General features: G+C 58.2%; 23 protein-coding genes and 1 pseudogene. 13 read left to right on the top strand and 11 right to left on the bottom strand.

Annotation, left to right across the window (positions count from 1 at the left end):
• Positions 1 to 13 precede the first annotated feature (13 nt).
• Positions 14 to 1,195: a 4-hydroxybenzoate 3-monooxygenase gene (locus ASG35_RS21160; protein WP_056362270.1), complete on the bottom strand. Its 1,182-nt coding sequence runs from the start codon at positions 1,193 to 1,195 to the stop codon at positions 14 to 16.
• 175 nt (positions 1,196 to 1,370) lie between these two features.
• Between ASG35_RS21160 and ASG35_RS21155 the strand changes: the two genes are divergently transcribed.
• Together ASG35_RS21155 and ASG35_RS21150 are read left to right on the top strand one after the other, a co-directional pair.
• Positions 1,371 to 2,237, top strand: a complete 867-nt coding sequence (locus ASG35_RS21155) for a glucose 1-dehydrogenase (protein WP_056362267.1) — start codon at positions 1,371 to 1,373, stop codon at positions 2,235 to 2,237.
• 48 nt (positions 2,238 to 2,285) lie between these two features.
• Positions 2,286 to 2,807 carry a GNAT family N-acetyltransferase gene (locus ASG35_RS21150; protein WP_056362264.1) on the top strand — a complete coding sequence of 174 codons (522 nt, stop codon included), beginning with the start codon at positions 2,286 to 2,288 and terminating at the stop codon, positions 2,805 to 2,807.
• A 1-nt stretch (position 2,808) separates the two neighbouring features.
• On the opposite strand, the gene ASG35_RS21145 is transcribed toward ASG35_RS21150, so the two are convergent.
• Positions 2,809 to 3,852, bottom strand: coding sequence for an aldo/keto reductase (locus ASG35_RS21145; RefSeq protein WP_056362261.1), 1,044 nt, complete (start codon positions 3,850 to 3,852; stop codon positions 2,809 to 2,811).
• Positions 3,853 to 4,360: 508 nt separating this feature from the next.
• Here ASG35_RS21145 and ASG35_RS21135 point away from each other — a divergent pair.
• Entirely contained in the window at positions 4,361 to 5,320 is a 960-nt protein-coding gene (locus ASG35_RS21135; protein ID WP_056363685.1) for an AraC family transcriptional regulator, read from the top strand.
• Positions 5,321 to 5,393: 73 nt separating this feature from the next.
• Here the strand turns inward: ASG35_RS21135 and ASG35_RS21130 are convergent, their stop codons facing one another.
• The 4 genes from ASG35_RS21130 to ASG35_RS21120 all read right to left on the bottom strand — a co-directional run bounded on the left by ASG35_RS21130 (position 5,394) and on the right by ASG35_RS21120 (position 8,058).
• Complete coding sequence (locus ASG35_RS21130; RefSeq protein ID WP_056362254.1) at positions 5,394 to 5,630, bottom strand: hypothetical protein; 237 nt, start codon at positions 5,628 to 5,630, stop codon at positions 5,394 to 5,396.
• Between the two features lie 58 nt (positions 5,631 to 5,688).
• On the bottom strand, positions 5,689 to 5,814 hold the full coding sequence (locus ASG35_RS32470; RefSeq protein ID WP_156393308.1) for a hypothetical protein: 126 nt from the start codon (positions 5,812 to 5,814) through the stop codon (positions 5,689 to 5,691).
• Between the two features lie 130 nt (positions 5,815 to 5,944).
• Positions 5,945 to 6,376 carry a BspC domain-containing protein gene (locus ASG35_RS21125; RefSeq protein WP_056362252.1) on the bottom strand — a complete coding sequence of 144 codons (432 nt, stop codon included), beginning with the start codon at positions 6,374 to 6,376 and terminating at the stop codon, positions 5,945 to 5,947.
• Positions 6,377 to 6,522: 146 nt separating this feature from the next.
• A complete protein-coding gene (locus ASG35_RS21120; RefSeq protein ID WP_056362249.1) occupies positions 6,523 to 8,058 on the bottom strand; it encodes a flavin-containing monooxygenase in 1,536 nt (511 codons plus the stop codon).
• Positions 8,059 to 8,220: 162 nt separating this feature from the next.
• Here ASG35_RS21120 and ASG35_RS21115 point away from each other — a divergent pair, with 162 nt between their 5' ends.
• Together ASG35_RS21115 and ASG35_RS21110 are read left to right on the top strand one after the other, a co-directional pair.
• Entirely contained in the window at positions 8,221 to 9,639 is a 1,419-nt protein-coding gene (locus tag ASG35_RS21115) for an MFS transporter (RefSeq protein ID WP_056362245.1), read from the top strand.
• 135 nt (positions 9,640 to 9,774) lie between these two features.
• Positions 9,775 to 10,668: a ferritin-like domain-containing protein gene (locus ASG35_RS21110; protein WP_056362242.1), complete on the top strand. Its 894-nt coding sequence runs from the start codon at positions 9,775 to 9,777 to the stop codon at positions 10,666 to 10,668.
• A 60-nt stretch (positions 10,669 to 10,728) separates the two neighbouring features.
• On the opposite strand, the gene ASG35_RS21105 is transcribed toward ASG35_RS21110, so the two are convergent.
• Positions 10,729 to 11,451 carry a TetR/AcrR family transcriptional regulator gene (locus ASG35_RS21105; protein ID WP_056362238.1) on the bottom strand — a complete coding sequence of 241 codons (723 nt, stop codon included), beginning with the start codon at positions 11,449 to 11,451 and terminating at the stop codon, positions 10,729 to 10,731.
• Between the two features lie 173 nt (positions 11,452 to 11,624).
• On the opposite strand from ASG35_RS21105, the gene ASG35_RS21100 reads away from it, so the two are divergent.
• The 3 genes from ASG35_RS21100 to ASG35_RS21090 are packed head-to-tail and all read left to right on the top strand — an operon-like array spanning position 11,625 to position 16,505.
• Complete coding sequence (locus ASG35_RS21100; RefSeq protein WP_056362235.1) at positions 11,625 to 12,806, top strand: isovaleryl-CoA dehydrogenase; 1,182 nt, start codon at positions 11,625 to 11,627, stop codon at positions 12,804 to 12,806.
• Between the two features lie 14 nt (positions 12,807 to 12,820).
• Positions 12,821 to 14,428 (top strand): carboxyl transferase domain-containing protein, encoded by a 1,608-nt coding sequence (locus tag ASG35_RS21095; protein ID WP_056362233.1) that lies wholly within the window; start codon positions 12,821 to 12,823, stop codon positions 14,426 to 14,428.
• 55 nt (positions 14,429 to 14,483) lie between these two features.
• Entirely contained in the window at positions 14,484 to 16,505 is a 2,022-nt protein-coding gene (locus ASG35_RS21090; protein WP_056362228.1) for an acetyl/propionyl/methylcrotonyl-CoA carboxylase subunit alpha, read from the top strand.
• 9 nt (positions 16,506 to 16,514) lie between these two features.
• Here the strand turns inward: ASG35_RS21090 and ASG35_RS21085 are convergent, their stop codons facing one another.
• On the bottom strand, positions 16,515 to 17,030 hold the full coding sequence (locus tag ASG35_RS21085) for an OmpA family protein (protein ID WP_235527665.1): 516 nt from the start codon (positions 17,028 to 17,030) through the stop codon (positions 16,515 to 16,517).
• 246 nt (positions 17,031 to 17,276) lie between these two features.
• Between ASG35_RS21085 and ASG35_RS21080 the strand changes: the two genes are divergently transcribed.
• Positions 17,277 to 18,350: an AI-2E family transporter gene (locus ASG35_RS21080; protein ID WP_056362226.1), complete on the top strand. Its 1,074-nt coding sequence runs from the start codon at positions 17,277 to 17,279 to the stop codon at positions 18,348 to 18,350.
• Positions 18,351 to 18,368: 18 nt separating this feature from the next.
• Here ASG35_RS21080 and tssE read toward each other — a convergent pair whose 3' ends face one another.
• From tssE to tssK, 3 genes are all read right to left on the bottom strand, one after another.
• Complete coding sequence (gene tssE, locus ASG35_RS21075; protein WP_056362223.1) at positions 18,369 to 18,803, bottom strand: type VI secretion system baseplate subunit TssE; 435 nt, start codon at positions 18,801 to 18,803, stop codon at positions 18,369 to 18,371.
• On the bottom strand, positions 18,800 to 19,402 hold the full coding sequence (locus ASG35_RS21070) for a DotU/TssL family secretion system protein (RefSeq protein ID WP_235527664.1): 603 nt from the start codon (positions 19,400 to 19,402) through the stop codon (positions 18,800 to 18,802). The genes tssE and ASG35_RS21070 overlap by 4 nt, the downstream gene beginning before the upstream one ends.
• A 74-nt stretch (positions 19,403 to 19,476) precedes the next feature.
• Positions 19,477 to 20,826 carry a type VI secretion system baseplate subunit TssK gene (gene tssK / locus ASG35_RS21065; RefSeq protein WP_056362219.1) on the bottom strand — a complete coding sequence of 450 codons (1,350 nt, stop codon included), beginning with the start codon at positions 20,824 to 20,826 and terminating at the stop codon, positions 19,477 to 19,479.
• A 357-nt stretch (positions 20,827 to 21,183) separates the two neighbouring features.
• Between tssK and tssB the strand changes: the two genes are divergently transcribed.
• From tssB to ASG35_RS21045, 4 genes and pseudogenes are all read left to right on the top strand, one after another.
• Positions 21,184 to 21,741 carry a type VI secretion system contractile sheath small subunit gene (tssB, locus tag ASG35_RS21060; protein ID WP_200945771.1) on the top strand — a complete coding sequence of 186 codons (558 nt, stop codon included), beginning with the start codon at positions 21,184 to 21,186 and terminating at the stop codon, positions 21,739 to 21,741.
• Positions 21,738 to 23,201, top strand: a complete 1,464-nt coding sequence (gene tssC, locus ASG35_RS21055) for a type VI secretion system contractile sheath large subunit (RefSeq protein WP_082508535.1) — start codon at positions 21,738 to 21,740, stop codon at positions 23,199 to 23,201. Before tssB ends, tssC begins: the two co-directional genes overlap by 4 nt.
• Before the next feature lie 45 nt (positions 23,202 to 23,246).
• Positions 23,247 to 25,565 carry a type VI secretion system Vgr family protein gene (locus tag ASG35_RS21050; protein WP_056362213.1) on the top strand — a complete coding sequence of 773 codons (2,319 nt, stop codon included), beginning with the start codon at positions 23,247 to 23,249 and terminating at the stop codon, positions 25,563 to 25,565.
• Positions 25,566 to 25,746: 181 nt separating this feature from the next.
• Positions 25,747 to 26,654: pseudogene (locus ASG35_RS21045) on the top strand (hypothetical protein); the annotation flags it as partial.

The following is a 26,654-nucleotide window of genomic DNA, read 5'->3' as shown; positions in this document are numbered from 1 at the left end:
TCCTCGCTCGGGCCTAAACCGCAACGCTGCCGACGTAATTCTCGGCCAGCGCCGTGGCGGCGGCCCGCGAGGTTGTCACATGTTCGAGCTCGGCCACTTGCAGGCGTTGTTCGAACGGCGACGTATCGTCGAGCTTGTGCAGCATTCGTGTCATCCACCACGAGAAATGCTCTGCGCGCCAGACGCGCTTCAGCGCGGTTTCGGTGTATCGATCAAGCTGGTCGCTCGTGCCTGTCTCATAGAACTCGCGCAAAGCGGCGGTCAGAATGCGAACATCCGAGACAGCGAGATTCATGCCCTTTGCACCCGTCGGCGGAACGATATGCGCGGCGTCTCCCGCCAGGAAGAGCTTGCCGGATTGCATCGGCGTGGAGACAAAGCTGCGCATGCCGACAATGTTTTTCTGGAAGATCCGGCCTTCGGTGATCTGCCAGCCATCGTGCGTATCAACGCGGGCGTGCAGTTCGGACCAGATGCGGTCGTCGGACCATGCATCTGCTGAATCTTTCGGGTCGCACTGGAAATACATGCGCTGCACAGTGGGCGAGCGCGTGCTGATCAGGGCGAAGCCGCGGTCGTGGCGCGCGTAGATAAGTTCGTCCGATGAAGGTGGCGCTTCCACCAGGATTCCGAACCAGCCGAACGGGTAGATGCGCTGGTAATCGTGCCGCTGCGCTTGCGGCATCGACCCGCGCGCAACGCCCTGAGATCCGTCGCATCCAATGATGAAATCGCACTCGAGCTGATGCCGGTCGCCTTCATGCGTATATGTGATGCGCGGATGGCTTGCGCCGCCGGCTTCGAAGCCGTGCAGCGAAACATCCGATACGCCGAATTTCAACGCACCGTCCGCCGCCACGCGGGCCGCAACAAGATCCTTGATGACTTCGTGCTGCGCGTAGACGGTGATCGAATGACCGGTGAGTTCGGTCAGCGCAATGCGCCGGCGTTGTCCTTCGAAGGCAAGTTCGAAGCCGTGATGCACCGCACCTTCGGCCAGCATTCGTGCGCCGAGTCCGGCTTCGTTGAGCAGATCCATCGTGCCTTGTTCGAGCACGCCGGCACGAATGGTGGATTCAATATCGCTGCGGTTTCGTGCTTCGAGCACAACTGATTCAATACCGCGAAGATGCAGCAGATGGGAAAGCAGCAGGCCGGCTGGGCCAGCGCCAATAATTCCGACTTGTGTACGCATGAAAGTCTCCTGAGTTTTGATTTTGTCGGGACAGTCTGCGTTTGCCTTGTATATCGTGCAACGCGATAACGTGGATAAGCACTATTCCGATCATCGATAAAGCTCAATGTCCGCTGCTGGGTCCGGTGCTTGCTGAGATTGAGTTCCCAGCCAGTCATTACAAGGAGCCACGCACATGGCCCAGATTTCCTACCCGAAACCGCCTTTCCCCGAACAGCCGCAAAGTCAGCAGCCGGGCCAAACCGGCCCGATGGATCCGCAGCCTGATCACGGCGAAAAGACCTACAAGGGTTCGGGCAAACTCACCGGCAAGATCGCGCTGATAACGGGCGCGGACAGCGGCATCGGCCGGGCGGTCGCAATCGCTTTTGCCCGCGAGGGCGCGGATGTCGCGATCTCATACCTCAGCGAAGACGATGACGCGAAAGAAACCGCGCGATGGGTCGAGGAAGCGGGGCGCAAGTCGCTCCTCCTGCCCGGCGATATCACCGATCCCGCGCATTGCCGCGCGCTCGTGGCGAAGACCGTCGAAACCTTCGGTCGTGTCGATGTTCTCGTGAACAACGCCGCGTACCAGATGACCTACGACAGTCTGGAAGAGATCAGCGACGAAGAATGGGACAAGACTTTTTCGACGAATATCGGCGCAATGTTCCGGATTACCAAGGCCGCCGTGCCGCATATGCAGCCGGGCAGCGCGATCGTGAACACGACATCTGTGAATGCGGACAGCCCGAATCCTGGCCTGATCGCCTACGCCACGACCAAGGGCGCGATCCAGAATTTCACGGGCGGACTCGCGCAGTTGCTGGCCGAAAAGGGCATTCGCGCGAACGGCGTGGCGCCTGGGCCGATCTGGACGCCGCTGATTCCATCGACCATGGACCCCGAAAAGGTCAAGAATTTCGGCATGCAAGTACCGATGAAACGGCCCGGTCAACCGGCTGAACTGGCGGCGGCATATGTGCTGCTGGCATCGGATGACGGGAGCTACATTTCTGGCGCGACGATCGCCGTGACGGGCGGCAAGCCGATCATCTGAAGCGCGCGTGCGACACTACGAGTCCGCACTTTTTCGAGTCGAACGTCCATGTCATTCACCGTCCGCCGTTTGACTGCCGCCGATGCCGCTGCTTATCGCGAACTGAGACTGGAAGGGCTTCGGCAGCATCCCGATGGTTTCGGATCAGCGTATGAGGACGAGGTCGATAAACCCGCTTCGTGGTTCGGCCAGCGCCTCACGGACGCAACGGTATTCGGCGGGTTTTTAAAGCAGGAGGACTCGAATGCCGAAAGCCTGGACGGCACCGCTGGCCTGATCGTGCCGCACGGGACGAAGGTGAAGCACAAAGGCGCGCTGTTCGGCATGTACGTGCGACCGGTTGCGCGTGGAACGGGCTTGGCAGCGGCAGTCGTGCAGGCCGTGCTGGACCACGCTCGCGGCGTTGTCGAGGAAATCCAGTTGACGGTGTCGCCCGATAACGAGGCGGCGCTGCGGCTTTACCGGAAAGCGGGGTTCGTGGAATACGCGCGCGAACCCCGGGCGCTGAAGGTCGACGGCAAGTATCACGATTCAGTGCTCATGACCTTGCCGTTCGACCTGAAAGGCTAGATCAGCCGTTCGATTCCTTCAATTGGTTCACCCGGTACTCGCCCGTACGCGCCAGCATCCAGCCTGGATATTCGCTTGCAAGCTGGCTCACTTCGTCGAGTGCCGCGAGTTCGTCGTCGTTCAGCTTGACTTGCGTGGCCGCGATGTTGTCATCGAGTTGCTCGATACGCTTCGCGCCCACGATCACCGTGGTCACCACTTTTTGATGCAGAAGCCACGCGAGCGCGATTTGCGCGACCGTCACGCCCTTGGCTTCGGCCATTTTCGCCATGGCGTCGATGCAATCATGCGCGCGCTCCATATTGACTGGCGGAAACTGGAAGTTCGTGCGGCGTCCTTGCTCGCTGGAACTGCCGTCGCGTTTGTATTTGCCGCTCAGAAGGCCGCCCGCAAGCGGACTCCAGACCATCAGACCGACGTTTTCGCTCTTCAGCATTGGCACGATCTCGCGTTCGAGATCACGCCCGGCGATCGTGTAATAAGCCTGTAGCGACTCGAATCGCGCAAGGCCCAGCCGCTCGGAAATGCCCAGCGCCTTCGCAATCTGCCACGCCGCCCAGTTCGACACGCCGATGTAGCGCACGTGGCCGTGCTGAACCAGGGTGTCGAGCGCGCGCAGCGCTTCTTCCATGGGCGTGGCGGGATCGAAGCCATGCAGCTGATACAAATCGATGTGATCCAGTTGCAGGCGCTTCAGGCTCGCCTTCACGCCATCGATAATATGAAAGCGCGACGCGCCGCGTGAATTGACGCCCTTCGTGCCCGTTTCGCCGTGAATCTTGGTCGCCACGACCACATTCTCGCGCGGCACTTTCAGGTTCTTCAGCGCCTGGCCGGTCATGATTTCGGAGGTGCCGTCGGCGTAGACGTCGGCGGTATCGAGGAAATTGATGCCGGCATCCAGCGCACGTCCGATGAGCTTGTCCGCGTCCGCTTGCTGCAGCCCGCCGATGTTCGTCCAGATGCCGCCTTCGCCAAAGGTCATCGTGCCAAGGCAAAGTTCGGAGACGAACAAGCCGGTATTGCCGAATTTTTTGTTGCGCATGCTGGGTTCCTTGGGATTTGTACTGGAATTCGTACTAGGATCGAGCGGCCGGCGTGCGATGCGGTTGCAAACGCATCTGGCCCAGGCCGCGCGCGGCTTGAACAGCAAAGACGAACGCCCGTTCGGCGTGGTTTTATCTGGCCGCGACAAATCAGTATCTGCCTGTGGCGTGCCGGACGGCTAGCCTGATCCTGTCGGATCATTGCCCGATTCTGCAAACGCCGCGCGTGGCTCTGGGCGAAAACCCCCGCGCGCGAGTAAGCTAAGTGCAATTCACCGGCAGCACTTCAAACGTCTTACGTGCCAGCAAGCCTGAAGAAGCACGAGAATACGGGCGATTGGATGCATATTCATGCATCATTGAAGTTCGGCTGACGGTTATCCTTCTTCATCCCCGGCGCCGTAGTTGCCCGTTTTCCCCGTGCAGACGCCAACTCACTAAATGCGAATCATGGCCCTGAATGAGACGGCGGATTCCGCCATCGATCCATCGAATCACGCTGAACACATGAATCAGGCCGCATACCGCGAACCGGTGAACGGTCACGACAATACGCCGCTCGATCCCGGTCTGGATCACGCGCGCCTCGATCTGGTCGCCTTGCTCGAGCGGCTCACTGCCGACCACGAAGGCTCGCACGAGACCGCGGTGAAAGGTTTGCACGTGCATAGAATCGTGCATTGCGGCGGACCGAGTCACGGCATGCAAACGCCGGCGCTCGGCCTGATCGCGCAAGGGTCGAAGCGGATCATGGTCGGCGACGAGTTGTATGTCTACGACCCGATGCATTACCTGGTTTCGTCGGTGGATTTGCCGGTGATGGGGCAAGTGACCGGCGCCACGGAAGACAAGCCGTATCTGGGGCTGCGTCTTGACATGGACGTGGAGGAAATCACCGCGCTGATTCGCGACGAAAGTCTGCCGCCGCCCACGCACGCCGATGCATCGCGCGGTTTGTATGTGAACCGTCTCGGCACGCCCATGCTCGACGCCGTCTTGCGGCTTTTGCGCCTGATGGACACGCCCGAGGACATCCCCATTCTCGCGCCAATGATCAAGCGCGAGATCTTGTACCGGCTTTTGATGAACGGTTCGGGCGCGCGTCTGCGCCAGATTGCGCTGCAGGACAGCCAGACGCAGCGCATCGCGAAGGCAATCATGATGTTGCGCCAGAACTTCGACCAGCCGTTGCGCGTGGAATCCATTGCGCGCGACGTGCATATGAGCGTGTCGTCGCTGCATCATCACTTCAAGGCGGTGACGGCCATGAGCCCGCTGCAATACCAGAAGCAGTTGCGGCTTCAAGAGGCGCGCCGGCTGATGCTGATCGACATGACCGATGCAGCCACGGCCGCGCATCGTGTGGGCTATGAAAGCGCGTCGCAATTCAGCCGCGAGTACAGCCGGTTGTTCGGCGCGCCGCCGTTACGCGATACCCGCAGATGGCGTGATTCGGCCGGAGCGTAGGCCGGAATTCGAAACGCGCAAAGCAAAAAGCCAGGGGAACGTCCCCTGGCTTTTTTAACGCGATCCCGCGCGATCAATAGTAGCGGTGCGGCGGCGCATAGTGGCGCGGCGCGTGGCGACGTTCCCACTCGCGGCGTTCCCAGTACCTATGGCCATCGTAATAACGGTCGCCGTGCCAGCCGCGGCTGTCCACATGCACGTAACCCGGGCGGAAATGCTCATCGGCGGACGCTGCGTTCGATACACCCAGACTCGTCACGGCAGCCGCCGCAATCGATGCAAGCAACAAGCCTTTCTTGAAGTTCAACATGATGGTTTCCTTCGCGTTTTGTCAGTTATGAATCGCCGTTAGTGCGTGGTCGTGAGCTTTAGTAGCGGCCGCCGTAGTAGTCGCGATGGTGGTGATATCCGCCACCATCCGGCACGACGATGCAACCGCCGAGTGAGCTGCCGACGAGGACTGCGAGCGCGGCAATAAGTGCTAATCGTTTCATCGGTTTCTCCAAGTGAATCCGTGAAATCAATTTAGCAATTAGATAAATGACAAGCCGTATGCCTTTGTAAGGAAACGTGTGCTGGGAAATATTTGGGAAAGGATGTGAAAGGGCGCGTGCGCCCGCACGGTTACCGAACGATCTGCGGCTTTACATTTGGCGTCAGCGACACGCCGACCACGCGGCCGTCCTTCACGCCGCACCGGCTGTCGAGGCGGGTCCATTGCGAATGGCCGCGCGTTTTCGCAAAGGCGCGCATGACGATGACTTCGTCCACGGGAACCGGGTTGCCTGCGCTGAAGATGGTTGTTTCGTCGTCGATCTTTGCATTGAGAACACGCCGGTCCGGCACGATGAAAGTGTCGTATTTGGGTGTGAGCGCGACCCATTTGTCGAAGGCGGCAACGCAGCTGACCACGGGTTGCGGGACGTGCATGCGTGTGAGATACGCGTAGTCTTCCTTCGACGGATCCGGGGTTTCCTGTGCGTAAACGACAGGAATCACGGCAGCGGCAGCCAACAATGCGATGACAACAGCGGGGAACGAACGGAGCTTTCTCATGCTGGCGATTTCTCGGTTTCCTCGATACGCGCATCCATGACGGACGCGGTTTTGTTGAATGGATCCTCGCGCTCGTGGCGAGCGCGAGGCCCAAAAATAGATAGCGTCGAAGTATACGCGTGGCTTCGGCGCGCTACAAAAGTGGCTTATGCGTTCGGACGCGCAACTGCCGGTTGCATGACGTAATCGTCCGGTTTGAACACGCTCAGCGCTTGACGAAACTTCCAGCTAAAACCCGGCCACAAAGCGGTATTCCTGCCCGAAGCCGGATCGATATACCAGCTTTTGCAGCCGCCTTTTGCCCAGATCGCGCGGTTCAATTTCTGCTGGATGCGCACGTTGTAACGGGCTTCGACTTCCTGTTTTACATCGATGGTCGCAACGCCGTGCTCGCGCATATAAACGAGCGCTTTCATGACATACGCGACTTGCGATTCGATCATGTAAACCATCGAATTATGTGCAAGTCCGGAGTTTGGACCGACGAGCATGAAAAAGTTCGGATAATCCGGCAGCGTCGTGCCGAGATAGGCATGGGCGCCGTCGCGCCATGTATCGGTGATGCGCACGCCGCCGCGGCCAATAACCACCCCGCGCGTGAAGGGCTTGGCGACCTGGAAACCCGTGCCGAATATGATGCAGTCCACTGGGTGGCGGGCATTGTCGGCGGTGATTACGGCGTCGTTTTCCACGCGCACGATAGCTTGCGTCACCACGGACACATTGCTGCGCGATACCGCCGGGTAATAGTCGTTGGAGATCAGGATGCGCTTACAGCCGATGGTGTAATCCGGCGTGAGCGCGAGCCTCAGCTCAGGGTCGACAACCTGTTTGTGCAGGTGCCTGAGCGCAACTTTCTGGATCACCTTCATAAGCGACGGATGCATGACAAAAGCCAGCACCCGCGCTTCGAGCATCCAGTAAAGCGCTGCGCGCAGAAGTCGTTGCGCGAGCGGCAGATGCTTCAGCAGCCATCGTTCGCGCTTGCTCAGCGCGCGATCGTTCTTCGGCATGATCCAGGGCGGCGTGCGTTGAAACACGTCGAGATGCGCCACGCGCGCGGCGATTTCCGGCACGAACTGGATCGCGCTCGCGCCCGTGCCGATCACCGCGACACGCTTGCCTGCAAGCGGCAAATCGTGGTCCCAATGCTGCGAATGAAAACACGTTCCATCGAATGTATCGATGCCCGGAATCACCGGAACCGACGCCCGCGATAAGCCGCCCATCCCCGCGATCAACACACGCGCCGAAACTTTCCTGCCCGTGGAAAAACGCAGGATCCAGCGTTGCGTGGATTCGTCGAAGGTCGCGCGTTGCAGCGTTTCGTTGAACCGCAAATGCGGGCCGATGCCGAATCGCGCAGCGCAATCCTCCAGGTACGCGCGAATCTCCGCTTGCGGCGCGTACAGCCGCGTCCAGCCGGGATGCGGCGCGAACGAGAACGAATAGACGTGGGCTTGCACGTCGCACGCGCAGCCGGGGTAATCGTTATCACGCCACGTGCCGCCAAGAGAAGCCGCCTGCTCGGCGACGAAGAAATCGTTCATGCCGGCCTGTTTCAGCTTTATTGCCATGCATATGCCGGCAAAGCCCGAGCCGATGACCGCAATGTCGATACGTTCGGGTTCGTGCGCAGCGTTCGGGGAGGGTTCGTGTTGCACGGTTTCAGCGGTGAGCATGGCAGGACGGGTGGAGCAGGCGGCTATCTCAAATTTTGGCACGAAAGACGCAAGACGCCAAAGCGCCGACGATCTTCAACATTTGCAACAAATAAGCACATTGACCGTTAAAATGCGCGCCGGCGCCAAAACAAAACGGCCACGCCAAGGAGACAGGAATCGATGAGCACCCGCCAGGAATATGAAGCCCCAAAGACCGCAACCGGCGTTTTATCGGCGGGGACGATTTCCGCGCGGCTCGATCGCCTGCCCGCCACACGCTCGATGTGGACGCTCGTCGTATTGCTGAGCCTCGGTTTCTTCTTCGAACTCTACGACCTGCTGTATTCGGGCTACGTGGCGCCGGGGCTGGTGAAGAGCGGCATCCTGACATCGACGACCGTCGGGTTGTTCGGCTTCACGGGCGTGGCGAGTTTTATCGCGTCGCTGTTTCTCGGGCTTTTTATCGGCACGATTGCGTGCGGCTTTCTCGCCGATCGTTTCGGACGGCGCGCGATCTTCACGTATTCGCTGCTCTGGTACACGGCCGCGAACGTGATCATGGCGCTCCAGGACACAGCGGGCGGACTCAATTTCTGGCGCTTCATGGCGGGATTGGGGATCGGCGTTGAGCTGGTGACGATCGGAACGTACATTTCCGAACTCGTGCCCAAGCACATTCGCGGACGCGCCTTCGCGTGCGAACAGGCGATTGGTTTCATGGCCGTGCCGGTGGTTGCGTTTCTCTCCTACGCATTGGTCCCGAACAAACCGTTCGGCTTCGATGGCTGGCGCTGGGTTGTGCTGATCGGCGCACATGGCGCGCTGTTCGTGTGGTTCATCCGCCGCGCGTTGCCCGAAAGTCCGCGCTGGCTCGCGCAAAAAGGCCGTCTGGCGGAAGCCGATGCCATCATGACCGCGCTCGAAGCCAAGGCCGAAAAGGAGTACGGCCGGCCGTTGCCAACGCCCGCCGCGCCCCAGCCCGTCAGCACGCGCGGCGCGTTCAGCGACATGTGGGTCGCGCCATACGGCAAGCGCGCGACCATGATGATCATTTTCAACGTGTTCCAGACGGTCGGTTTCTACGGCTTCGCCAACTGGGTGCCGACGCTCCTGATCCGCCAGGGCATCACCATCACCACGAGCCTCATGTACTCGACCATCATTGCGATCGCCGCGCCGGTCGGGCCGATCATCGGCTTGTTTATCGCGGATAAATTCGAGCGCAAGAGCGTGATCGTGGCGATGGCCGGCATGATCGTGGTGTGCGGCCTGGTCTTCAGTCAGGTCTCGGGCGCGGCGCTCCTGGTCGCGATGGGCGTGGGTCTGACGCTTGCAAGCAACATCATGTCGTACAGTTTTCATGCATATCAGAGCGAGCTTTTTCCGACCAGCATCCGGGCGCGCGCAGTGGGATTCGTCTACTCGTGGAGCCGGTTTTCGGCTATTTTCACGTCGTTTTTTATCGCCGGTGTGCTGAAGGCTGCGGGAACGACGGGCGTGTTTGTTTTTATCGCCGGGGCAATGATCGTCGTGATGCTGGCAATCGGATTCATGGGTCCGAAGACGCGGGATCTCGCGCTGGAACAGATCTCAAGATGATGATTTTCATAGCGATATTGTCGCTATAGGACGCTATACGGTTAGCGTCGGACGCATGTCCTGCAGGCGTTCGTGACGGCAAGATGACGCGTGTTATGCCAAAATCTGCATAACGCGATTAACTCTCCGTTTGCCATGTCCGACACGCTCACGCCTGCCGAAGCCGACCATGCCATGCGCCATTGGTCGTATGGGTCCACCGGCAAGATTCAGATTGGTTCTCCGCAGCACAAGCGCATGTTTTGCGAAATGCTGCTCACGACTCACAACCCCTACAAACCTGCAGTCATCGACTGGCCGATGCTCAGCGCCAGCGCGCTCAAGCGCATTACCTCGCTGCCCATTTGGGACATTGCGGTCCAGACGGAAGGGCGCGCGTCGATCCGTGTATCGACGTATGCCAACACCATCGAAGACCCATTGCTGCGCGAGGCCGTCACCATGAACGGTGGCGAGGAAGCGCGGCACAAGATCGTGTTGTCGAGGCTCGTACAGGCTTACGGCATCGAGCTCGCGCCCGAGCCGCCCTATCCCGCGCCCGACGACGCGTTGCGCGCCTGGATGCTCACGGGATACAGCGAATGCATCGACAGTTTCTTTGCGTTCGGTTTGTTCGAAGCCGCGAAGCAGACAGGCTATTTCCCCGAAGAACTGGTCGAAACGTTCGAGCCGGTGATTCAGGAAGAGGCCCGGCATATCCTGTTCTTTGCAAACTGGGTCGCGTGGTATCGGTGGAATCTGCCTTGGTACAAAAAGCCGTGGTTCCTGATGAAGACCGCGAGTGTATGGGTCACGCTGATCCGCGACCGGATATCGCTGGCAAAAGGATTCGATACCAGCGGCGCCGCGCAGGACATCAATTTTCCCGCGAACGTGGGGGATTCCGTGGGCGGCGGGATATCGGCGAAGGCATTGATCGAGCTGTGTCTGACCGAGAACGAACGCCGCATGGGCGGTTACGATGCGCGTCTTCTCAGGCCGACGACAGTGCCTTGGCTCGCCGGAATCGCGCGGCGATTCATTAAATAACGCTGAAAATAGCAACTAACTGTCTTCCGCGTCGGCGTCTTTGAAGCCGGCCAGCGCCTGTTACTTTGTCGGCCGCGCCGCCTCGAACCGGCGCGACGCCTCCTCCACATCCTGTCTGAACTGCGCAAGCGCAGTCAGGCTTGCAGCGGGTGGCTGCAGCGCGGTCCAAAGTACATCGATGAGCTCATCGGCGGTCGTATCGATCTGAGCCTGGCTCAAATGGCGTTTGGCAAGCGTTGCGTCCCACAACACATGCTCCATCGGTCCGAACACCAGCGACCGCATCAGGCGTAGCGGCAAGTCCGCCCGCACTTGCCCCACGCTTTGCCCATGCGCCAGCACGTTCATCAGCGGCGCGGTGTAGCGGCGTTGCAGGTCGGTAAGCGCGTCGCTCAGGTCGTGATGCTTCGTGCGTCCCTCCGATAAAACCAGCGCGCACAACCCCGTTCCGTTGACCAGCATCAGCCGCAAATGCGTCCTCACGATAAACGCAAACTGCTGCCGCACACTGCCGTCACGGGGAAGGCCTGATTCGAAGGCATCGATGATCTCGTCGTACCAATCCGCGATCACGCGTGCGCACAACTCACGCTTGCCGCTGAAATAGCTGAATACGGTTGCCTCCGAAATCCCCGCGCGCTGGGCGATCTCGGCACTCGTGGCGGCGTCGTAGCCTTTCTCGGCGAAGACGTCGCGCCCGGCCTGAAGGATGTCCTTCACGCGCTGCTGCGACTTGAGACTTGCAGGCGTGCGGCGGTTTCCGGTTATGGGCGTCGAGGACATAGTTTCAGAAGTAAGTTGGGTAAGCGAGTTCAGTAAATGTGAGCGTAGCTCAAATCCCTATTGACGGGAAGCGCATTTCAGCATGAAACTTCCCACAATCAAGCAAAGCTATGCGTGTGAGTACCACTCACCACGCAATCACGCTCTACCGATACTCGAGGAAGGAGACCCGCATGAACGACGTACCTGGTCTGAATTTCGCCCTGGGCGAAGACATCGATATGTTGCGCGACTCGCTCGCCAATTTCGCCGCGAAGGAGATTGCGCCGCGCGCCGCTGAAATCGATAAAACCGATCAGTTCCCCATGGATCTCTGGAAGAAATTCGGCGATCTGGGCGTGCTCGGCATGACGGTCTCCGAGGAATACGGCGGCGCGAACATGGGTTACACCGCGCACATGGTGGCCATGGAGGAGATTTCGCGGGCGTCTGCTTCGGTGGGTTTGTCGTACGGCGCGCACTCCAATTTGTGCGTGAACCAGATTCATCGCAATGGCACGGAAGCGCAGAAACGCAAATATCTGCCGGGGCTGATTTCGGGCGAACACATCGGTGCATTGGCCATGAGCGAGCCGAACGCCGGATCGGATGTAGTCAGCATGAAACTTCGCGCCGATGAAAAGGGCGATCACTACGTGCTCAATGGCACGAAGATGTGGATTACTAACGGTCCGGATTGCGACACGCTGGTGGTGTATGCCAAGACCAATATTGAAGCGGGCGCGAAGGGAATCACGGCGTTTATTGTCGAGAAGGGCATGAAGGGATTTTCCGTTGCGCAGAAACTCGACAAGCTCGGCATGCGCGGCTCGCACACCGGCGAACTCGTATTCGAGAACGTCGAAGTGCCGAAGGAAAACGTGCTCGGCCAGTTGAACGGCGGCGTGAAGGTGCTCATGAGCGGCCTCGATTACGAACGCGCGGTTTTGGCCGGCGGTCCCACTGGCATCATGGTTGCGTGCATGGACGCGGTCGTGCCGTACATCCACGACCGCAAGCAGTTTGGTCAGGCGATCGGCGAGTTCCAGTTGATTCAAGGTAAGGTCGCGGATCTCTACACCACGTTGCAGGCATGCCGCGCCTACCTCTACGCGGTGGGCCGGCAACTCGATACGCTCGGCGCCGGCCACGGCCGTCAGGTGCGGAAAGACTGCGCGGGCGTGATCCTCTATACCGCGGAAAAAGCGACGTGGATGGCTGGCGAGGCGATCCAGATTCTCGGCGGTAACGGGTATATCAACGAGTATCCGGTCGGCCGTTTGTGGCGCGATGCCAAGCTGTATGAAATCGGTGCGGGTACGAGCGAAATTCGACGCATGTTGATCGGGCGTGAACTGTTCGCCGAAACGGCTTGAGAGCGCAGACACTTATGCCGATCATCGAATCGAAACTGAATCCTCGCAGCGACGAATTTCGCGCCAACGTCGCCGCGCTCGAAGTGCTGGTCGCGGATCTGAAAGAGAAAATTGCGAAGATTGCGTTGGGCGGCGGCCAGGCTGCACGCGATAAACATCTGTCACGCGGCAAGCTGTTGCCGCGCGATCGCATCGCACAATTGCTTGATCCGGGCACGCCGTTTCTGGAGTTATCGCAACTCGCCGCGTACGGCATGTACAACGACGACGCGCCCGGCGCGGGCGTGATTACTGGCATTGGCAGGATTGCGGGACAGGAGTGCGTGATCGTCTGCAACGACGCCACCGTGAAAGGCGGCACGTATTATCCGGTGACGGTGAAGAAGCATCTTCGCGCGCAGGAAATTGCGGAAGAGAACCATCTTCCGTGCGTGTATCTCGTGGATTCGGGCGGCGCGAACCTGCCAAATCAGGACGACGTTTTCCCCGATCGCGATCACTTCGGCCGCATCTTCTACAACCAGGCGAACATGTCGGCGAAGGGTATTTCGCAGATCGCCGTGGTGATGGGTTCGTGCACGGCGGGCGGCGCATACGTTCCCGCAATGAGCGATGAATCGATCATCGTGAAGAACCAGGGAACGATTTTCCTGGGCGGTCCGCCGCTCGTGAAAGCCGCGACCGGCGAAGAAGTCAGCGCCGAAGATTTAGGCGGTGGCGACGTGCATACGCGGCTCTCGGGCGTGGTCGATCATCTCGCGCAGAACGATGCGCATGCGCTGGGGATCGCGCGAAGCATTGTCGGAAATCTGAATCGTGTGAAGCCGGCGTCATTGGCGCTCAAAGAACCGACGCCGCCGCGCCATGATCCGCACAGCATCTACGGCGTGATTCCGGCGGATACCCGCAAGCCGTTCGATATTCGCGAAGTGATCGCGCGCATTGTCGACGATTCCGCCTTCGACGAATTCAAGGCGCGTTACGGCACGACACTTGTTTGCGGCTTCGCGCACATCTGGGGACATCCGGTTGGCATCATCGCGAATAACGGCATCCTGTTTTCAGAGTCGGCGTTGAAGGGCGCGCATTTTATCGAGCTATGTTGTCAGCGCAAAATTCCTTTAGTTTTCCTGCAGAACATTACGGGATTCATGGTCGGGCGCAAGTATGAAAACGAGGGCATCGCGCGTAACGGCGCGAAGATGGTGACGGCCGTGGCGACGGCGAAGGTGCCGAAGTTCACGGTGATCATCGGCGGGTCGTTTGGCGCGGGCAACTATGGCATGTGCGGTCGCGCGTATTCGCCGCGCTTCCTGTGGATGTGGCCGAACGCGCGCATCTCGGTGATGGGTGGCGAGCAAGCGGCTTCGGTGCTTGCAACCGTGCGCCGCGATGGTATTGAAGGGAAAGGCGGTTCCTGGTCGAAGGAGGAAGAGGAGGCGTTCAAGTCGCCAATCCGCGAGCAGTATGAGGTGCAGGGGCATCCTTATTATGCGAGCGCGCGTCTGTGGGACGACGGTGTGATCGATCCTGCGCAGACCCGCGATGTGCTCGGGCTCGGGCTGGCGGCGTCGATGAACGCGCCTATCGAAGACACGCGTTTTGGCGTGTTCCGGATGTGACGGCGCCTCTTGGTGCTGCTCAACGCAAAGCGTTCACTTCTTCCCAGGCTTCGACATGTTCAACAAAATACTGATTGCGAATCGTGGCGAGATTGCTTGCCGCGTTGCTGCGACCTGCAAACGCTTGGGCGTAGGCAGCGTAGCCGTTTATTCCGACGCCGATGCACAATCCAAACACGTCGCCGTTTGCGATGAAGCCGTCCACGTCGGCGGCGCAGCGGCGTCCGAAAGCTATCTGCAAATCGAGAAGATCATCCGTGCTGCGCTGAAAACCGGCGCGCAAGCCGTGCATCCGGGATATGGATTTTTATCGGAAAACGAAGATTTCGCGCGGGCTTGCGAGATGGCCGGACTCGTGTTTATCGGGCCGCCGGTCGAGGCGATTTCCGCGATGGGATCGAAGGCCGCAGCGAAAGCGTTGATGCAATCGGCGGCCGTGCCACTCGTGCCGGGTTATCACGGCGACAGCCAGGACGCTGCGCTGTTGCAGAAAGAAGCCGATGGAATCGGTTACCCCGTTCTGCTCAAAGCAAGCGCGGGCGGCGGCGGCAAGGGCATGCGCATAGTCGAGAGAAGCGCGGACTTCGCTTCGGCGCTTTTGTCGTGCAAGCGCGAGGCATCGAGCAGTTTCGGCAACGATCGCGTGTTGATCGAAAAGTACTTGCAACGCCCGCGGCACGTGGAAGTGCAGGTCTTTGCGGATCAGCATGCCAACGCCGTGTATCTCTTCGATCGCGATTGCTCCGTGCAGCGTCGTCACCAAAAAGTTCTTGAAGAAGCGCCTGCGCCCGGCCTTTCGGATGAAGTCCGCAAAGCGATGGGCGAAGCCGCCGTCGCCGCGGCGCGTGCGGTGAATTACGTGGGCGCGGGCACGGTGGAGTTCATCATGACCGCCGACGGCCAGTTCTATTTCATGGAGATGAACACACGGCTTCAGGTCGAACATCCGGTGACCGAAATGGTGACGGGCCTCGATCTGGTGGAGTGGCAATTGCGTGTGGCGAGCGGCGAAAAGTTGCCACTGATGCAGGATCAACTGAAGGTGAACGGCCACGCAATCGAAGCGCGTATCTACGCCGAGAATCCATCGCGTGGCTTCTTGCCATCGACGGGAACGCTGAAGCACTTGCGCCTGCCCGAAGCGGTGGAATTCCAGTTGAACGGCAACGTACGCATTGACAGCGGCGTGCGCGAAGGCGACACCATTACGCCGTTTTATGATCCGATGATCGCCAAGCTGATCGTGCACGGACATGATCGTGACGATGCTTTGCTGCACATGGCGCTCGCGTTGAAACAATGCGAGGTGGTGGGGCCATCGACGAACATCGAATTCCTGCATCGCATTGTAGTGAGCGAACCGTTTGCTTCCGCTGATCTTGATACCGGATTGATCGAGCGTCATCACGACGCGTTGTTTGCGCCGTCGACCGTATCGCGAACACATGCACTTGCCCTGGCTTGCGCCGCGTCGCTTGCGCGTGAAGGCGGGGACGCACGCGGCGCGTCGCCGTGGGATGCGCTGTCGCACTGGCGCATGAGCGGTGGCTACACGCAGGCGTTGAACTGGCGTCTCGCCGGTTCCGACGACGAGATCCTCGCCGTTTTCACACGCGACTCGACATCGGGTCGTGCGGACAACAAGCAACTGGAACTGCTTGGCGAAACGCTCAGGTTCGATTGGTCGCATGGCGATGAACCACCTTCATTCGTGGTGCTGATCGACGATACGCGAATCAAAGGGCGCGTCGTCATGGACGGCGATGTGTTCCATGTGTTCTACGCGGGTGTATCGATGGCGTTCGAATGGCAGAACCTGCTTGCTCATGCCGCCGATGCCGAGCACGCCGAAGGCCGCCTGACAGCGCCGATGCCTGGCAAAGTGATCGCTGTGCTGGTGGAAGCGGGCGCCGTGGTCGAGAAGGGCGCGCCGTTGCTGGTGATGGAAGCCATGAAGATGGAACACACCATAGTCGCGCCCGCGAGCGGCACGGTAGGAGAGATACTTTTCAACGTCGGCGATCAAGTCACCGACGGCGCCCAGCTTCTGATGATGGAAGTGCAGGCAGTGAAATAACGCTCGGCGTTATTTCTTTTTGACGCGTCCCAGCAGCGTTTCCTCGGTCTCGGTCTTGACCAGAATCTCAACCCGCCGATTCAGCGCACGCCCTTCGGGCGTGGCGTTGGACGCGATCGGCTCGGCAAATGCAATGCCGCGGGTCTTGATGCGCGCAGCAGGAACGCCACGTGCGACCAGGGCATCGGCTACGGCATTCGCGCGAGCGGTAGACAGGGTCTGGTTGTAGTCGAGCGGTCCTACATTGTCGGTGTGTCCTTCAACCATGATCGGTCGCGTGCTGCGCTTGAGCAGCACCGCTGCACGGTTGAGTGCGGCGATGCTCTCGGGTCGCATGGACGCTTCGTCGAAATCGAACAGCGCAGATTCCTGAAGCCGTAACTCCACGCCGCCATGTGCCGGATGAACGACGATGCCAACCTTCTCGTTGATTGCTTCTTCCTTCGACCGGTTCAGGCCCGATGCGCAACCGGCGAGCAATGCCGTTGTTGCACATGCGTTGACAATGGTTCGAATAGCTTTCACTGCAAGTCTCGTGAACGGATGCCGGGGCAAGGGAACCGATTATAGGGAAACGGAAATGGGTGAGTGTGAAATTAGAACAAAAGGCGTGGTGTCGGATAAGAGCCACGGCGGCTTGAAAGGCCTCTCGATTCTGGCCAGTCCGCGCACGATTTACAATGCTTCATTGGCATAAGTGCCACGCAGATTACAAGCAGCTTCGCGAGAGCAGTTTTGTGCCACCACTAAAGAGCAATTAAAGGACGCTTCATGATTCCACGCGATCAGACTTCAGACGACGAAAAGGATCGCACTCAGCGGCTGCAACGAACCGCCTCGGGATTGCTGTATGCGGTGCTGGTGGCCGTTGCCATCTGGATGATCCGCGACTTCATTCCGGCCGTCGTATGGGCGTCCGTGATCGCCATTGCGTTGTGGCCGTTGTTGACATGGCTCGAGGAACGGCCGTTATTCCGGCATCGAAGCACATGGTTGGCTATCGGCATGACGGTGGTGATCGGGCTGGTGTTCGTGGTGCCGTTCATTATCGTTGCAGCGCAAGCGGGCAGCGAAGCCAACGACCTGATCCGATGGTTCCAGGAATCGCTGCGAAGCGGCATTGCCATGCCCGATCTCGTCAACCATCTGCCAATGGGATCGAAGCAGATCGCCGCATGGTGGCAGGAGAACCTTGCGACGCCGCTGGGTTCATCGCCCGCGGTCAAGCATTTTCATAGCGCAACGGTAGTTGCGATGACGCGGCATTTCGGCGGGCGCCTGGCGCATGGTTTGATCGTGTTTGGCTTCATGCTGGTTACGTTGTTTTTCCTGTTCAAGGCAGGCTCGCGTTTGGGTGAGCAGTTGCTTGAAGCATCGCGGCGCGCGTTTGGTTCGGAGGGTGCATCGCTTGCGCGGCGTATGGCCGATTCGGTTCGCAGCACGGTGACGGGTCTGGTCGTGGTGGGGCTTGGCGAAGGTGCGTTGCTGGGCGTGGCGTATGCCGTAACCGGTGTGCCGCATGCGACCTTGCTCGGTATGTTGACCGCTGTTGCTGCCATGCTGCCGTTCTGCGCGCCCATCGTGTTTTTGGGTGCGGCGTTGTGGTTGCTGGCTCAAGGCGCGACGGTTGCTGCGATCTGCGTTGCAGTGTTCGGATTTGTGGTGGTGTTTGTTGCCGAGCATGCAGTGCGGCCGGTGCTGATCGGCGGGGCAGCGAGGTTGCCGTTTCTGTTGGTGCTATTCGGGATTTTGGGCGGAGCGGAGACGTTTGGACTGGTGGGATTGTTTATCGGTCCGGCGTTGATGACCATTTTGGTCGTGCTTTGGAATGATTGGGTGCATTGAGCCGGATGCCTTCGCGTTCTACTTTACGCCGCTATCAGCCGCCGGTTGCCAGGCAAGGACTGTGCGCCCTTCAGGCTGATAGTGGGTTCCAAAGCGCACGAGGCCACGCTTCTTCAGATGACACGTCATCTCGTAGCTGACGACCATGCCCGGCTGTGCAGGCATCACTTTTATATCGATGGAACGAATGCGGGGCTCATAGACCAACAACGTGGCCTCCATCTGCGCCTTAAGCTGATGCGCTGAGACCGGTAAGTTCCGATACACATTGGTCAGATCAGGAAGCCCATAATTGGGCATGTGCTTGAGTGTTCCGGCGCGCGTGTTCAGGATCCTTTTCAAATTCTCCAGAACGCTCAGGATTTCGAGCGTATTGTCGTCCCGATCATCGAGCGCTACGCCATCGATGTGACCCAGCAGCATGTCATAAAGCGATGGTCCGGGTCGCGTCATGGCTTGATCCGAGGAAGATTTACGAGTTGTAAATCGAGCGAGTTGTCGAGTGCGATCCAGATCAGTACCGTCAGCACGCACCCAGCTCCCGCGATAAACCACGGAGATTGATGACGAAGCCGATCAAGCCAGTTGGTCTTCGTCATATCGATCACGAAGCTATTTCGTTGCGGCTTTGCTTGTCCGATTTGCGTGTCCAGCGCGGCAATCAAATCGAGCCGAGCGCGTTGATTGTCGTGTTCGTAGCGTCCCTGGAATCCCAAACCTAGCACTGCGGCATAGCATTCCAGGAGGAGGACGTCAGGACGCGTCTCCCGTCGGCGGATCTCGATCCGCTCGTAAATCCGCGCGCCAGCATCATGGTTGCCAAAGCGTTCAACTTGAAGTGGCTGGACGTCCCAGTCCGATCGTTCGACATCCGAAAGATATCGCAAAGCGGTTTCGTCGAGCAGGCCGCATTGCGCATAGACCGCGTCTTCTCTTACGTCGTCGCGAACGTGTTTCGCACGCAGCGCCTGGTCGAAGTCATCGACCAACTTCAGCCACTGTTCGCGCAATTCGACCACTGATCTTTCGGCGGCGTCGTCACGGGCGAGCATGGAAACTTCAAGTGCCGTATCGCGCAACAGGGCGCGAATTGAAAATGTGCCGGGTTCATGTGGGACCGTTCCCTTCACGATGTCAGCACAGCATAAAGTTCGAACGAGGCATCAGGCACGGTGGTCGGCAGATACACCTGACACGCGCGTGCGGCGAGCATTCGTGCGTAGGCGGGATCACTGGCGTCGAGCGCGAAGTAATGATTTTCCAGACGCACGGGGATAGCGGCCGGAACACGCGAAACCGCTTTCAACGGAATGCCGGCAAGTGCGGAATTGACGATTCGTTCTATGTCGTCCGGTGCGCCCACTTTGCACAGTTTCGGTATTTGCTCGGCGATCTGGAAAGCAGGTGATGACGCATTCACCGACAAATAATAGTCCGCACCCGCTAGCAAACGATCGTCCTTGAACTGCCCGGTCCACGTGGTTGCGGTCTTGCGCACGAGGCCTATCGGAATGACACGCGACGGAATGATGGCATCGAGAAGATCGCGTATGGTCGATTCGAGCGCTGAAAAAACCTGGTCTTGCGCGGCATGATCGTACTTTGGAATTGAAGCGAGCCCAATACCTGTCGAAAACGTCATCAACGCGCCGGCCAGTTCCGCCAAGATTCCGTAGAGTCTTTCCGGAGGCTGGTTGGGATGAGAACCAAGAAACGATAACCTGGGCCAGTGCGTATTAATGCAGTGCAAAAGCCAAAAGAGCGAGACATCGGATACGCCGAATTCGGCGATCTGGTCAACGCGTTCGCTGCGTCGTACAGCAAGTGTCGTGCTTTTCGCGAGCAGGATATCGGACAGACGCGCGATCCGTTCCTGATGTCGGTTATTTGCGGCAAGCGTAATGCACGGCGGTACAAATGCTCGATCGATTTCGAACTGTCCGCGTGTTCCGCGAATTAGACGCGCAATGATGCATACGACATCGTCTGCTTGCGGCTCGAAGTCGAATAACAGGTGAACCGCATGTCGCTCGACGGAAAGCTCTTCTACGCCGGTCCCGTTCAAGTCAGCTACCTCCACGAACTCGCGGAAATAGCGACGGGGCCGTGACAGCGTTTCGTTGTCGAAACGGCAGTTATTGCCATCGGCATTAAGCAGCGGCAGCGCGGCGATAACGACAATACTTTGCGTGTCTGCTGCAATATCGCGGGAAAGGTCGCGTGGGCGTGGCAGTACATCGGTAACCGATGAGTCAATCAACGTTCCGTCAGGAAAACGCAATTTCAGGCGAGTTAGAGACAGCCGGCCGGCGTCGAGCATTTCTTCGTCAATCTGTACATCGATAACGCCCCACGGCTCCGCCACCGTCAGCGACGCGAATTGCCGGTGTGAAAAATTAATCGACTGTTCCTGCTGCTGAAAATGCTGCGGCGTGAGTATTAGACCTTCATGCCAGAGCGGTTTAAATGTCCGCATAGGGTTTGTAATTGGTTTGGCTGAACTAGAAGGAGGGCATTTTAAACATAAAGAAAGCCGCTTCGTCTATTTAAGAGATAGCGTCTTTGCGGTGAAAAAACGGAAACCTGTTTCGGTGCGCCGCTCTTTTCCAGAAAGGAGTTCGGGGTGGTTGGCCGCGTGGAAATGTTACATAGGTGCCAAACCCTCTGAATATCAACGAATAGTTTTATTATCTCAATAATAAAACAGGCAATTCATAGATTATTGGCGCCTGGGTTTCTTGACGAATAAAGAGCCGACCTGTTTTAATCGATTATCGAACCGAATCACTAGTCGAAGCGATATGAACGTTCGGCGCAGTCGAATCGTGTCCAGTTGATCAAAGATCGCTTCGGCCCTGGCTGGCGTGCCGAATTAATCCAGGGTAAGGAAGTCATGTCAGATAACTTTGAACGCGAGATTCCCAAGACCAGGATCTCCATTTCGGTAGATTCGCACGTGGGCGCGTCGGCGCGGACTGAGCTTCCTCTCAAGCTGCTCGTACTCGGTGACTTCAGCGCAGGCCGCGCAATTGAATCGCTCGCCGAGCGGAAGAAGATCGATGTCAACAAAACCAATTTCGATGCAGTTCTGGGGAAACTCAATCCGCAGATAATCGTTGAATTGGCGAGTAAGAACGAAGACGAGAACCGCGCTTCCAGTGTGATGCTGAACTTCAGAACCATGGACGACTTCGAGCCGGATCACGTAGCTGAACAAATCCCAGAACTACAACGGTTATTGGCGATGCGCATTCTGCTGAGCGATTTCAAGGTGAAATGTCTTGGCAACGATACGTTTCGAAACCAACTCGAACTGATCCTCAAGAATCCGTCCCTTGTCTCAAGCTTGAAAGCTGGCCTGAGGCCGGACTGCCCGGGGCGTGAAACATGAACGCGGCGCACGTTGACGAACCGCAGGTTGAGGAAGACGTGCTCGCTGATCTCCTGCAGAAGCTGGAGCCGAGCGCCAAAGACCCGCAATTGCTTCTTGCGCTCGATATGTTGCTCGAAGTCCTTGCCGACTCGGGGCGCCCTGTCGATCGACTGGACAAATCACTGCTTGATTTTCATATCGATGCGCTTGATCGACAGATGAACAATCACCTGGATGCCGTACTCCATTCGGCCCAATTTCAGGCAGTGGAATCGGCGTGGCGTGGATTGAAGTACCTTGTCGACCGAACTGATTTCCGCGAGAACGTGACGATCGAGCTGCTCGACTGTTCTAAGAAAACATTGCAACGGGATTTCGACGATACGCCCGAGTTGATAGAAAGCGGCTTGTATCACCACGCTTACATTCAGGAATACGACACACCGGGCGGCCAGCCGATCGGTTCGATCATCGCGGACTTCGAGTTCGTCAACTCGGTAAGGGACATTGCGCTACTGCGCAATATCTCGAAGGTATCGGCGGCCGCTCATATGCCGTTCATCGGGTCGGTCGGCGCAGCATTTTTCGGCAAGGAGTCGATGGACGACGTCGTTGCCATACAGGACATCGGCGGCTATTTCGAGCGTGCCGAGTATCTGAAGTGGATGGCGTTCCGTAAGACCGATGATGCACGCTACATAGGCCTGACGATGCCGCGCGTACTCGGTCGGCGGCCGTATGGACCCGGGCCGTCGCCCGTCAGCAATCTTAACTACGTAGAAACGGTCAAGGGTACAAATCCCAACCGGCTCCTTTGGGTCAATGCCTCGTTCGCCTTCGGCGCGAACATGGTGAATAGTTTCGTGCGCAATGGCTGGTGTGTGCAGATTCGCGGACCGCGCGCGGGCGGCAAAGTGATCGGCTTGCCGCTGCACGCCTACGACCTTGGTGGTGAATTCCAGAACAAGATTCCGGCCGAGGTGTTGATACCCGAGACGCGGGAATTTGAATTTGCGAATCTGGGTTTCATTCCGTTGTCGTTCTATGAAAACCACGACTTCCCCTGTTTCTTTTCCGCGAATTCCGCGCAGAAACCGGCACTGTATTCCACACCGGAAGCTACGGGAAACGGCCGCATCAATGCACGCCTGCCGTATATCTTTCTGTTGTCGCGCATTGCGCATCACCTGAAGCTCATACAGCGCGAAAACATTGGCACAACCAAGGATCGGCGTCTGCTCGAAGTCGAACTCAACACCTGGATCAAGACGCTTGTAACCGAGATGACTGATCCCTACGACGACCTCCAGGCTTCGCATCCGCTTCGCCAGGCGGAGGTGACGGTAGAGGACATCGAAGATAACCCGGGGTTTTTCCGAGTCAGATTCTTCATTGTTCCGCATTTTCAGGTGGAAGGCATGGATGTGGGCCTTTCGATGATCTCGCAGATGCCGAGAGACAAAAGCCAATCCGCTTAAACGCTGCCTAACGCTCCAATAATCAAAAACAGGAGACTCCCAACAATGGGAATCATGGTTCTACCCACGCAGGCCTATAGCTTGCGGATCTCGAAGCAGCCAGCTGCGATCTCCGTGCTCTCTTTCGAAGGCACTGAAACGATTAGCGAACCTTATCATTTTGAAATTGAGTTCACGTCCACTCGCGCGCGAATTCCTATTGCAGAAGTGCTCGGCAAACGCGCCAAGTTCGCGATCGAGCCGATCGATCCCAGCGCGGGACTGGCGGCGGAACTGGCTGCGCGCGTTGCGAAACCGCCCGAGCGCTTGATTTCCGGAATCATCACTTCCTTCGATGAACTGAGTTCATCCACCGATGAAACCCGCTACAGCGTGAAGCTCGAACCGCGAATTGCCGATCTTGAACGCGAGGTCGGGAGCCGGTTGTTCCAGAACCAGACGGTGCCGTCGATCATCGAGGCCACCTTGCGGCATTTCGGGTACACCGCTGTTGATTTCAAGTTCCAGCTCAGAGCGGAATATGAAGCTCATGAATACATCACCCAGTATGCCGAATCAGCGCTGGCGTTCATTCAGCGTATTGCGGCCGAAGAGGGCATCTGGTTTCGTTTCGAGCAGACGCCCGAGCACGAAGTCATTGTTTTTGGCGACGACCTCGATGCGTACGCGCGTGATCCGAACCTCGCGGCGCCTTATCGCGAGGAAGGCGGTTTTGCAAGCCGCGGTGCGGATTCGGTCATGACGCTGATTGAGCGTCGCAAGCGAGTGACGCAATCGATCACGGTCGATGACTACAACCATCGCACCGCTGCAGTCGCGTTACTGTCTCAGGCGAACACCGCACGCGACGATGAAACCACTGCCGGCAACCAGTACCTCTGGGGCGAGCATTACGCCGCGCCCGATGTTGGCAATCGCGTTGCGACTTTGCGGCATCAAGCTGAACTCGCACGTCAGGTTATTTTCGAGGGAAGTGGAAACGTTGTCGGCATGACGCCGGGCGCTGTCTTTCGCTTTACCAACCGCGTACTCGACAACGCCGAACATGGGTTGATGCTCACGCGCGTGGAGCACAAGGCGTCGCGCAAGGAGGCTTATACCTGCACGTTCGTGGCAATTCCGTCGGATCGTGTTTATCGGCCGATGGTTGATCCTGTCGCGAAACCGCGGATTTCCGGCATCTTGCCCGCGCGCATTGTGTCCCCCGATCACTACAAGTATGCGTACATGACGCCGCAAAGCGGGTACAGGATCCAGCTGCCGTTCGATCTCGATGAGTGGAGCCCGGGTGGGACGAGCCGGCCGGTCCGGCTGGCGAAGCCTTATGCGGGGCGTGATTACGGCTACCATTTTCCGTTGATCGACGGAACGGAAGTCGCTGTGATCTTCACGGACGGCGACCCGGACCGGCCGATCATCATCGGTGCGATGCACGACAGCGAGCACCAGGACCACGTCAACAACGAAAACAATACCCGCAACATTCTTCGCACCGCCAGCCGTAATGAAATGCGGATGGAGGATCGTGAGGGTTCGGAACATATTCACCTGACAACGCCGCATCAGACCAGTGAGTTGAACCTGGGGCATATGGTGAATGGCGCGCGGGAGAAGCGAGGGGACGGTGGGGAGCTGCGTTCGGATGCGCATGTGGCGGTGAGAGGGGCGAAGGGGGTATTGATCTCGGCCGAGGGGCAGGCGCATGCGAACGGGCAACAGTTGGATATGGCCGATGCCAAAACGCAACTCGGCGCGGCCGTCGCCCAAATGACTGCTTTGAGAGACGCGGCGAAGATCGCCCAGGCGCATGTCGCGGAAGTTGAAACGCAGCGACAGTTCATGGAGCAGCGGCTGGACAAACTGCAGCAGGCGGTAGTACTTGCAAGCGCTCCAGCCGGGATAGCGCTCACGAGCGGTAACCATTTGCAGTTAGCCGCTCAAGGAAATCTGATCGCGACGGCGAGCGGGAGTGCCGATATTGGTGTGGTCAGGAAGTTTACTGTCGCTGCCGGCGAAGCAATTTCGCTCTTCGCACAGAAACTTGGAATGAAGTTCATTGCGGCGAGCGGCAAGCTGGAGATTCAAGCGCAGCGCGACGAGATGCTGCTGACTGCTCTAAGGGATCTCAAGATAGTTAGCGTGGAAGGGAAGGTCGTAATTTCCGCCGAAAAGGAAGTGTGGATTGGCGCTGGCGGCTCCTACAGCCGTTACACCGCAGAGGGAATCGAGAACGGAACCGCGGGCGATATCCTCGAGAAGTGCGCTTCATGGGATAAGCCGGGGGCGACGAGCATGAGTCAGCCAGCACTTCATCTGCCAAAAGGCGAATTCAAGTACAGCGACAAGCTTCCGTTCTCCGTGTGACCACAGGATTATTTCTATGTTGATTAGTTTTCCTTTCCTGCCCACGGCCAACAACGGCGGCGCAGACACAACGGCGGCGCAGACNGGCGTGATCCAGCTGCAGGCGAAGATTCGCCGCACCAGCACGATCGTAAGTACAGCGACAAGCTTCCGTTCTCCGTGTGACCACAGGATTATTTCTATGTTGATTAGTTTTCCTTTCCTGCCCACGGCCAACAACGGCGGCGCAGACACGTATGAGCAAGCGGCGCTCAACGAAACCGTCAACCTTGACGATTACGAATCAGCCCACGGCATCTACCCGATTAGCCGGGATCGCCGGTGGCATGGTGGYGTGCAYCTGACGCCSAAGTTCGTCAACGAACCGGTTCGCGCTATCGCGGATGGTGTCGTCGTCGCGTACCGCGTTGCATCCGAACCTCTGGATGGTCACGACACCGGTTTTGTGTTGCTCAAGCACGAAACCGAAACGGGAGTCGGACGATCGATCATGTTCTACTCGCTGTACATGCACCTCATGAATCAGGCAGATATGAAGACCAAGCCTGAGCTCAAGAAGCAGTTGATTCCGCCGATGCAAACGTCTACGGACGAAGCTGTAACCGATGGCAAAACGAAGGTCAACCGCAAGGATATTCTCGGCTATCCGGGCCAGATGTTCGGGCATCGCATGATTCATTTTGAAATCTTCATGACCGATGCCGACTTCAAGGCGTACTTCGATAAGACTCAATTGGACAATCGCGCGATCAGTGCCACCAGTAGCGAAGAGCCGTGGGGCGATTGTTATTTCGTGATTCCACCGGGTCCGTTTTTATCGAAGCCGGATAAGTCGAGCGCCGAAGCCGGTAGAACCGAGCACACGTTGTTCGTGCGCATTCGTTTTGATCGCGGGACGAAGTACACAACTGTTTGGCGCGATGAGGGTAACGGAAAGGCACCTACATTGATTACGTCGGTCGACGGCGTTGCCATGCCCAATTATGAATACGATCTCTATAAAACTGCGACAAAACAATACCCGGATTGCGCCAGTGCGGGCTACGAGTTGCTTCGCTTTGGCCGCGTGGTGGCTTTGGCCGCGTGGTG

It is taken from the genome of Burkholderia sp. Leaf177 (assembly GCF_001424345.1).
Lineage (GTDB): Bacteria > Pseudomonadota > Gammaproteobacteria > Burkholderiales > Burkholderiaceae > Caballeronia.
Note: the sequence above shows the minus strand (reverse complement) of the source record. Positions and strands in the feature narration are given on the sequence as shown.

Bases quoted from the DNA above. Each gene is read 5' to 3' on its own strand.
- ASG35_RS21160 (WP_056362270.1), bottom strand. From the start codon at position 1,195: ATGCGTACACAAGTCGGAATTATTGGCGCTGGCCCAGCCGGCCTGCTG.
- ASG35_RS21155 (WP_056362267.1), top strand. From the start codon at position 1,371: ATGGCCCAGATTTCCTACCCGAAACCGCCTTTCCCCGAACAGCCGCAA.
- ASG35_RS21150 (WP_056362264.1), top strand. From the start codon at position 2,286: ATGTCATTCACCGTCCGCCGTTTGACTGCCGCCGATGCCGCTGCTTAT.
- ASG35_RS21145 (WP_056362261.1), bottom strand. From the start codon at position 3,852: ATGCGCAACAAAAAATTCGGCAATACCGGCTTGTTCGTCTCCGAACTT.
- ASG35_RS21135 (WP_056363685.1), top strand. From the start codon at position 4,361: ATGAATCAGGCCGCATACCGCGAACCGGTGAACGGTCACGACAATACG.
- ASG35_RS21130 (WP_056362254.1), bottom strand. From the start codon at position 5,630: ATGTTGAACTTCAAGAAAGGCTTGTTGCTTGCATCGATTGCGGCGGCT.
- ASG35_RS32470 (WP_156393308.1), bottom strand. From the start codon at position 5,814: ATGAAACGATTAGCACTTATTGCCGCGCTCGCAGTCCTCGTCGGCAGC.
- ASG35_RS21125 (WP_056362252.1), bottom strand. From the start codon at position 6,376: ATGAGAAAGCTCCGTTCGTTCCCCGCTGTTGTCATCGCATTGTTGGCT.
- ASG35_RS21120 (WP_056362249.1), bottom strand. From the start codon at position 8,058: ATGCTCACCGCTGAAACCGTGCAACACGAACCCTCCCCGAACGCTGCG.
- ASG35_RS21115 (WP_056362245.1), top strand. From the start codon at position 8,221: ATGAGCACCCGCCAGGAATATGAAGCCCCAAAGACCGCAACCGGCGTT.
- ASG35_RS21110 (WP_056362242.1), top strand. From the start codon at position 9,775: ATGTCCGACACGCTCACGCCTGCCGAAGCCGACCATGCCATGCGCCAT.
- ASG35_RS21105 (WP_056362238.1), bottom strand. From the start codon at position 11,451: ATGTCCTCGACGCCCATAACCGGAAACCGCCGCACGCCTGCAAGTCTC.
- ASG35_RS21100 (WP_056362235.1), top strand. From the start codon at position 11,625: ATGAACGACGTACCTGGTCTGAATTTCGCCCTGGGCGAAGACATCGAT.
- ASG35_RS21095 (WP_056362233.1), top strand. From the start codon at position 12,821: ATGCCGATCATCGAATCGAAACTGAATCCTCGCAGCGACGAATTTCGC.
- ASG35_RS21090 (WP_056362228.1), top strand. From the start codon at position 14,484: ATGTTCAACAAAATACTGATTGCGAATCGTGGCGAGATTGCTTGCCGC.
- ASG35_RS21080 (WP_056362226.1), top strand. From the start codon at position 17,277: ATGATTCCACGCGATCAGACTTCAGACGACGAAAAGGATCGCACTCAG.
- tssE (WP_056362223.1), bottom strand. From the start codon at position 18,803: ATGACGCGACCCGGACCATCGCTTTATGACATGCTGCTGGGTCACATC.
- ASG35_RS21070 (WP_235527664.1), bottom strand. From the start codon at position 19,402: ATGCTCGCCCGTGACGACGCCGCCGAAAGATCAGTGGTCGAATTGCGC.
- tssK (WP_056362219.1), bottom strand. From the start codon at position 20,826: ATGCGGACATTTAAACCGCTCTGGCATGAAGGTCTAATACTCACGCCG.
- tssC (WP_082508535.1), top strand. From the start codon at position 21,738: ATGAACGCGGCGCACGTTGACGAACCGCAGGTTGAGGAAGACGTGCTC.
- ASG35_RS21050 (WP_056362213.1), top strand. From the start codon at position 23,247: ATGGGAATCATGGTTCTACCCACGCAGGCCTATAGCTTGCGGATCTCG.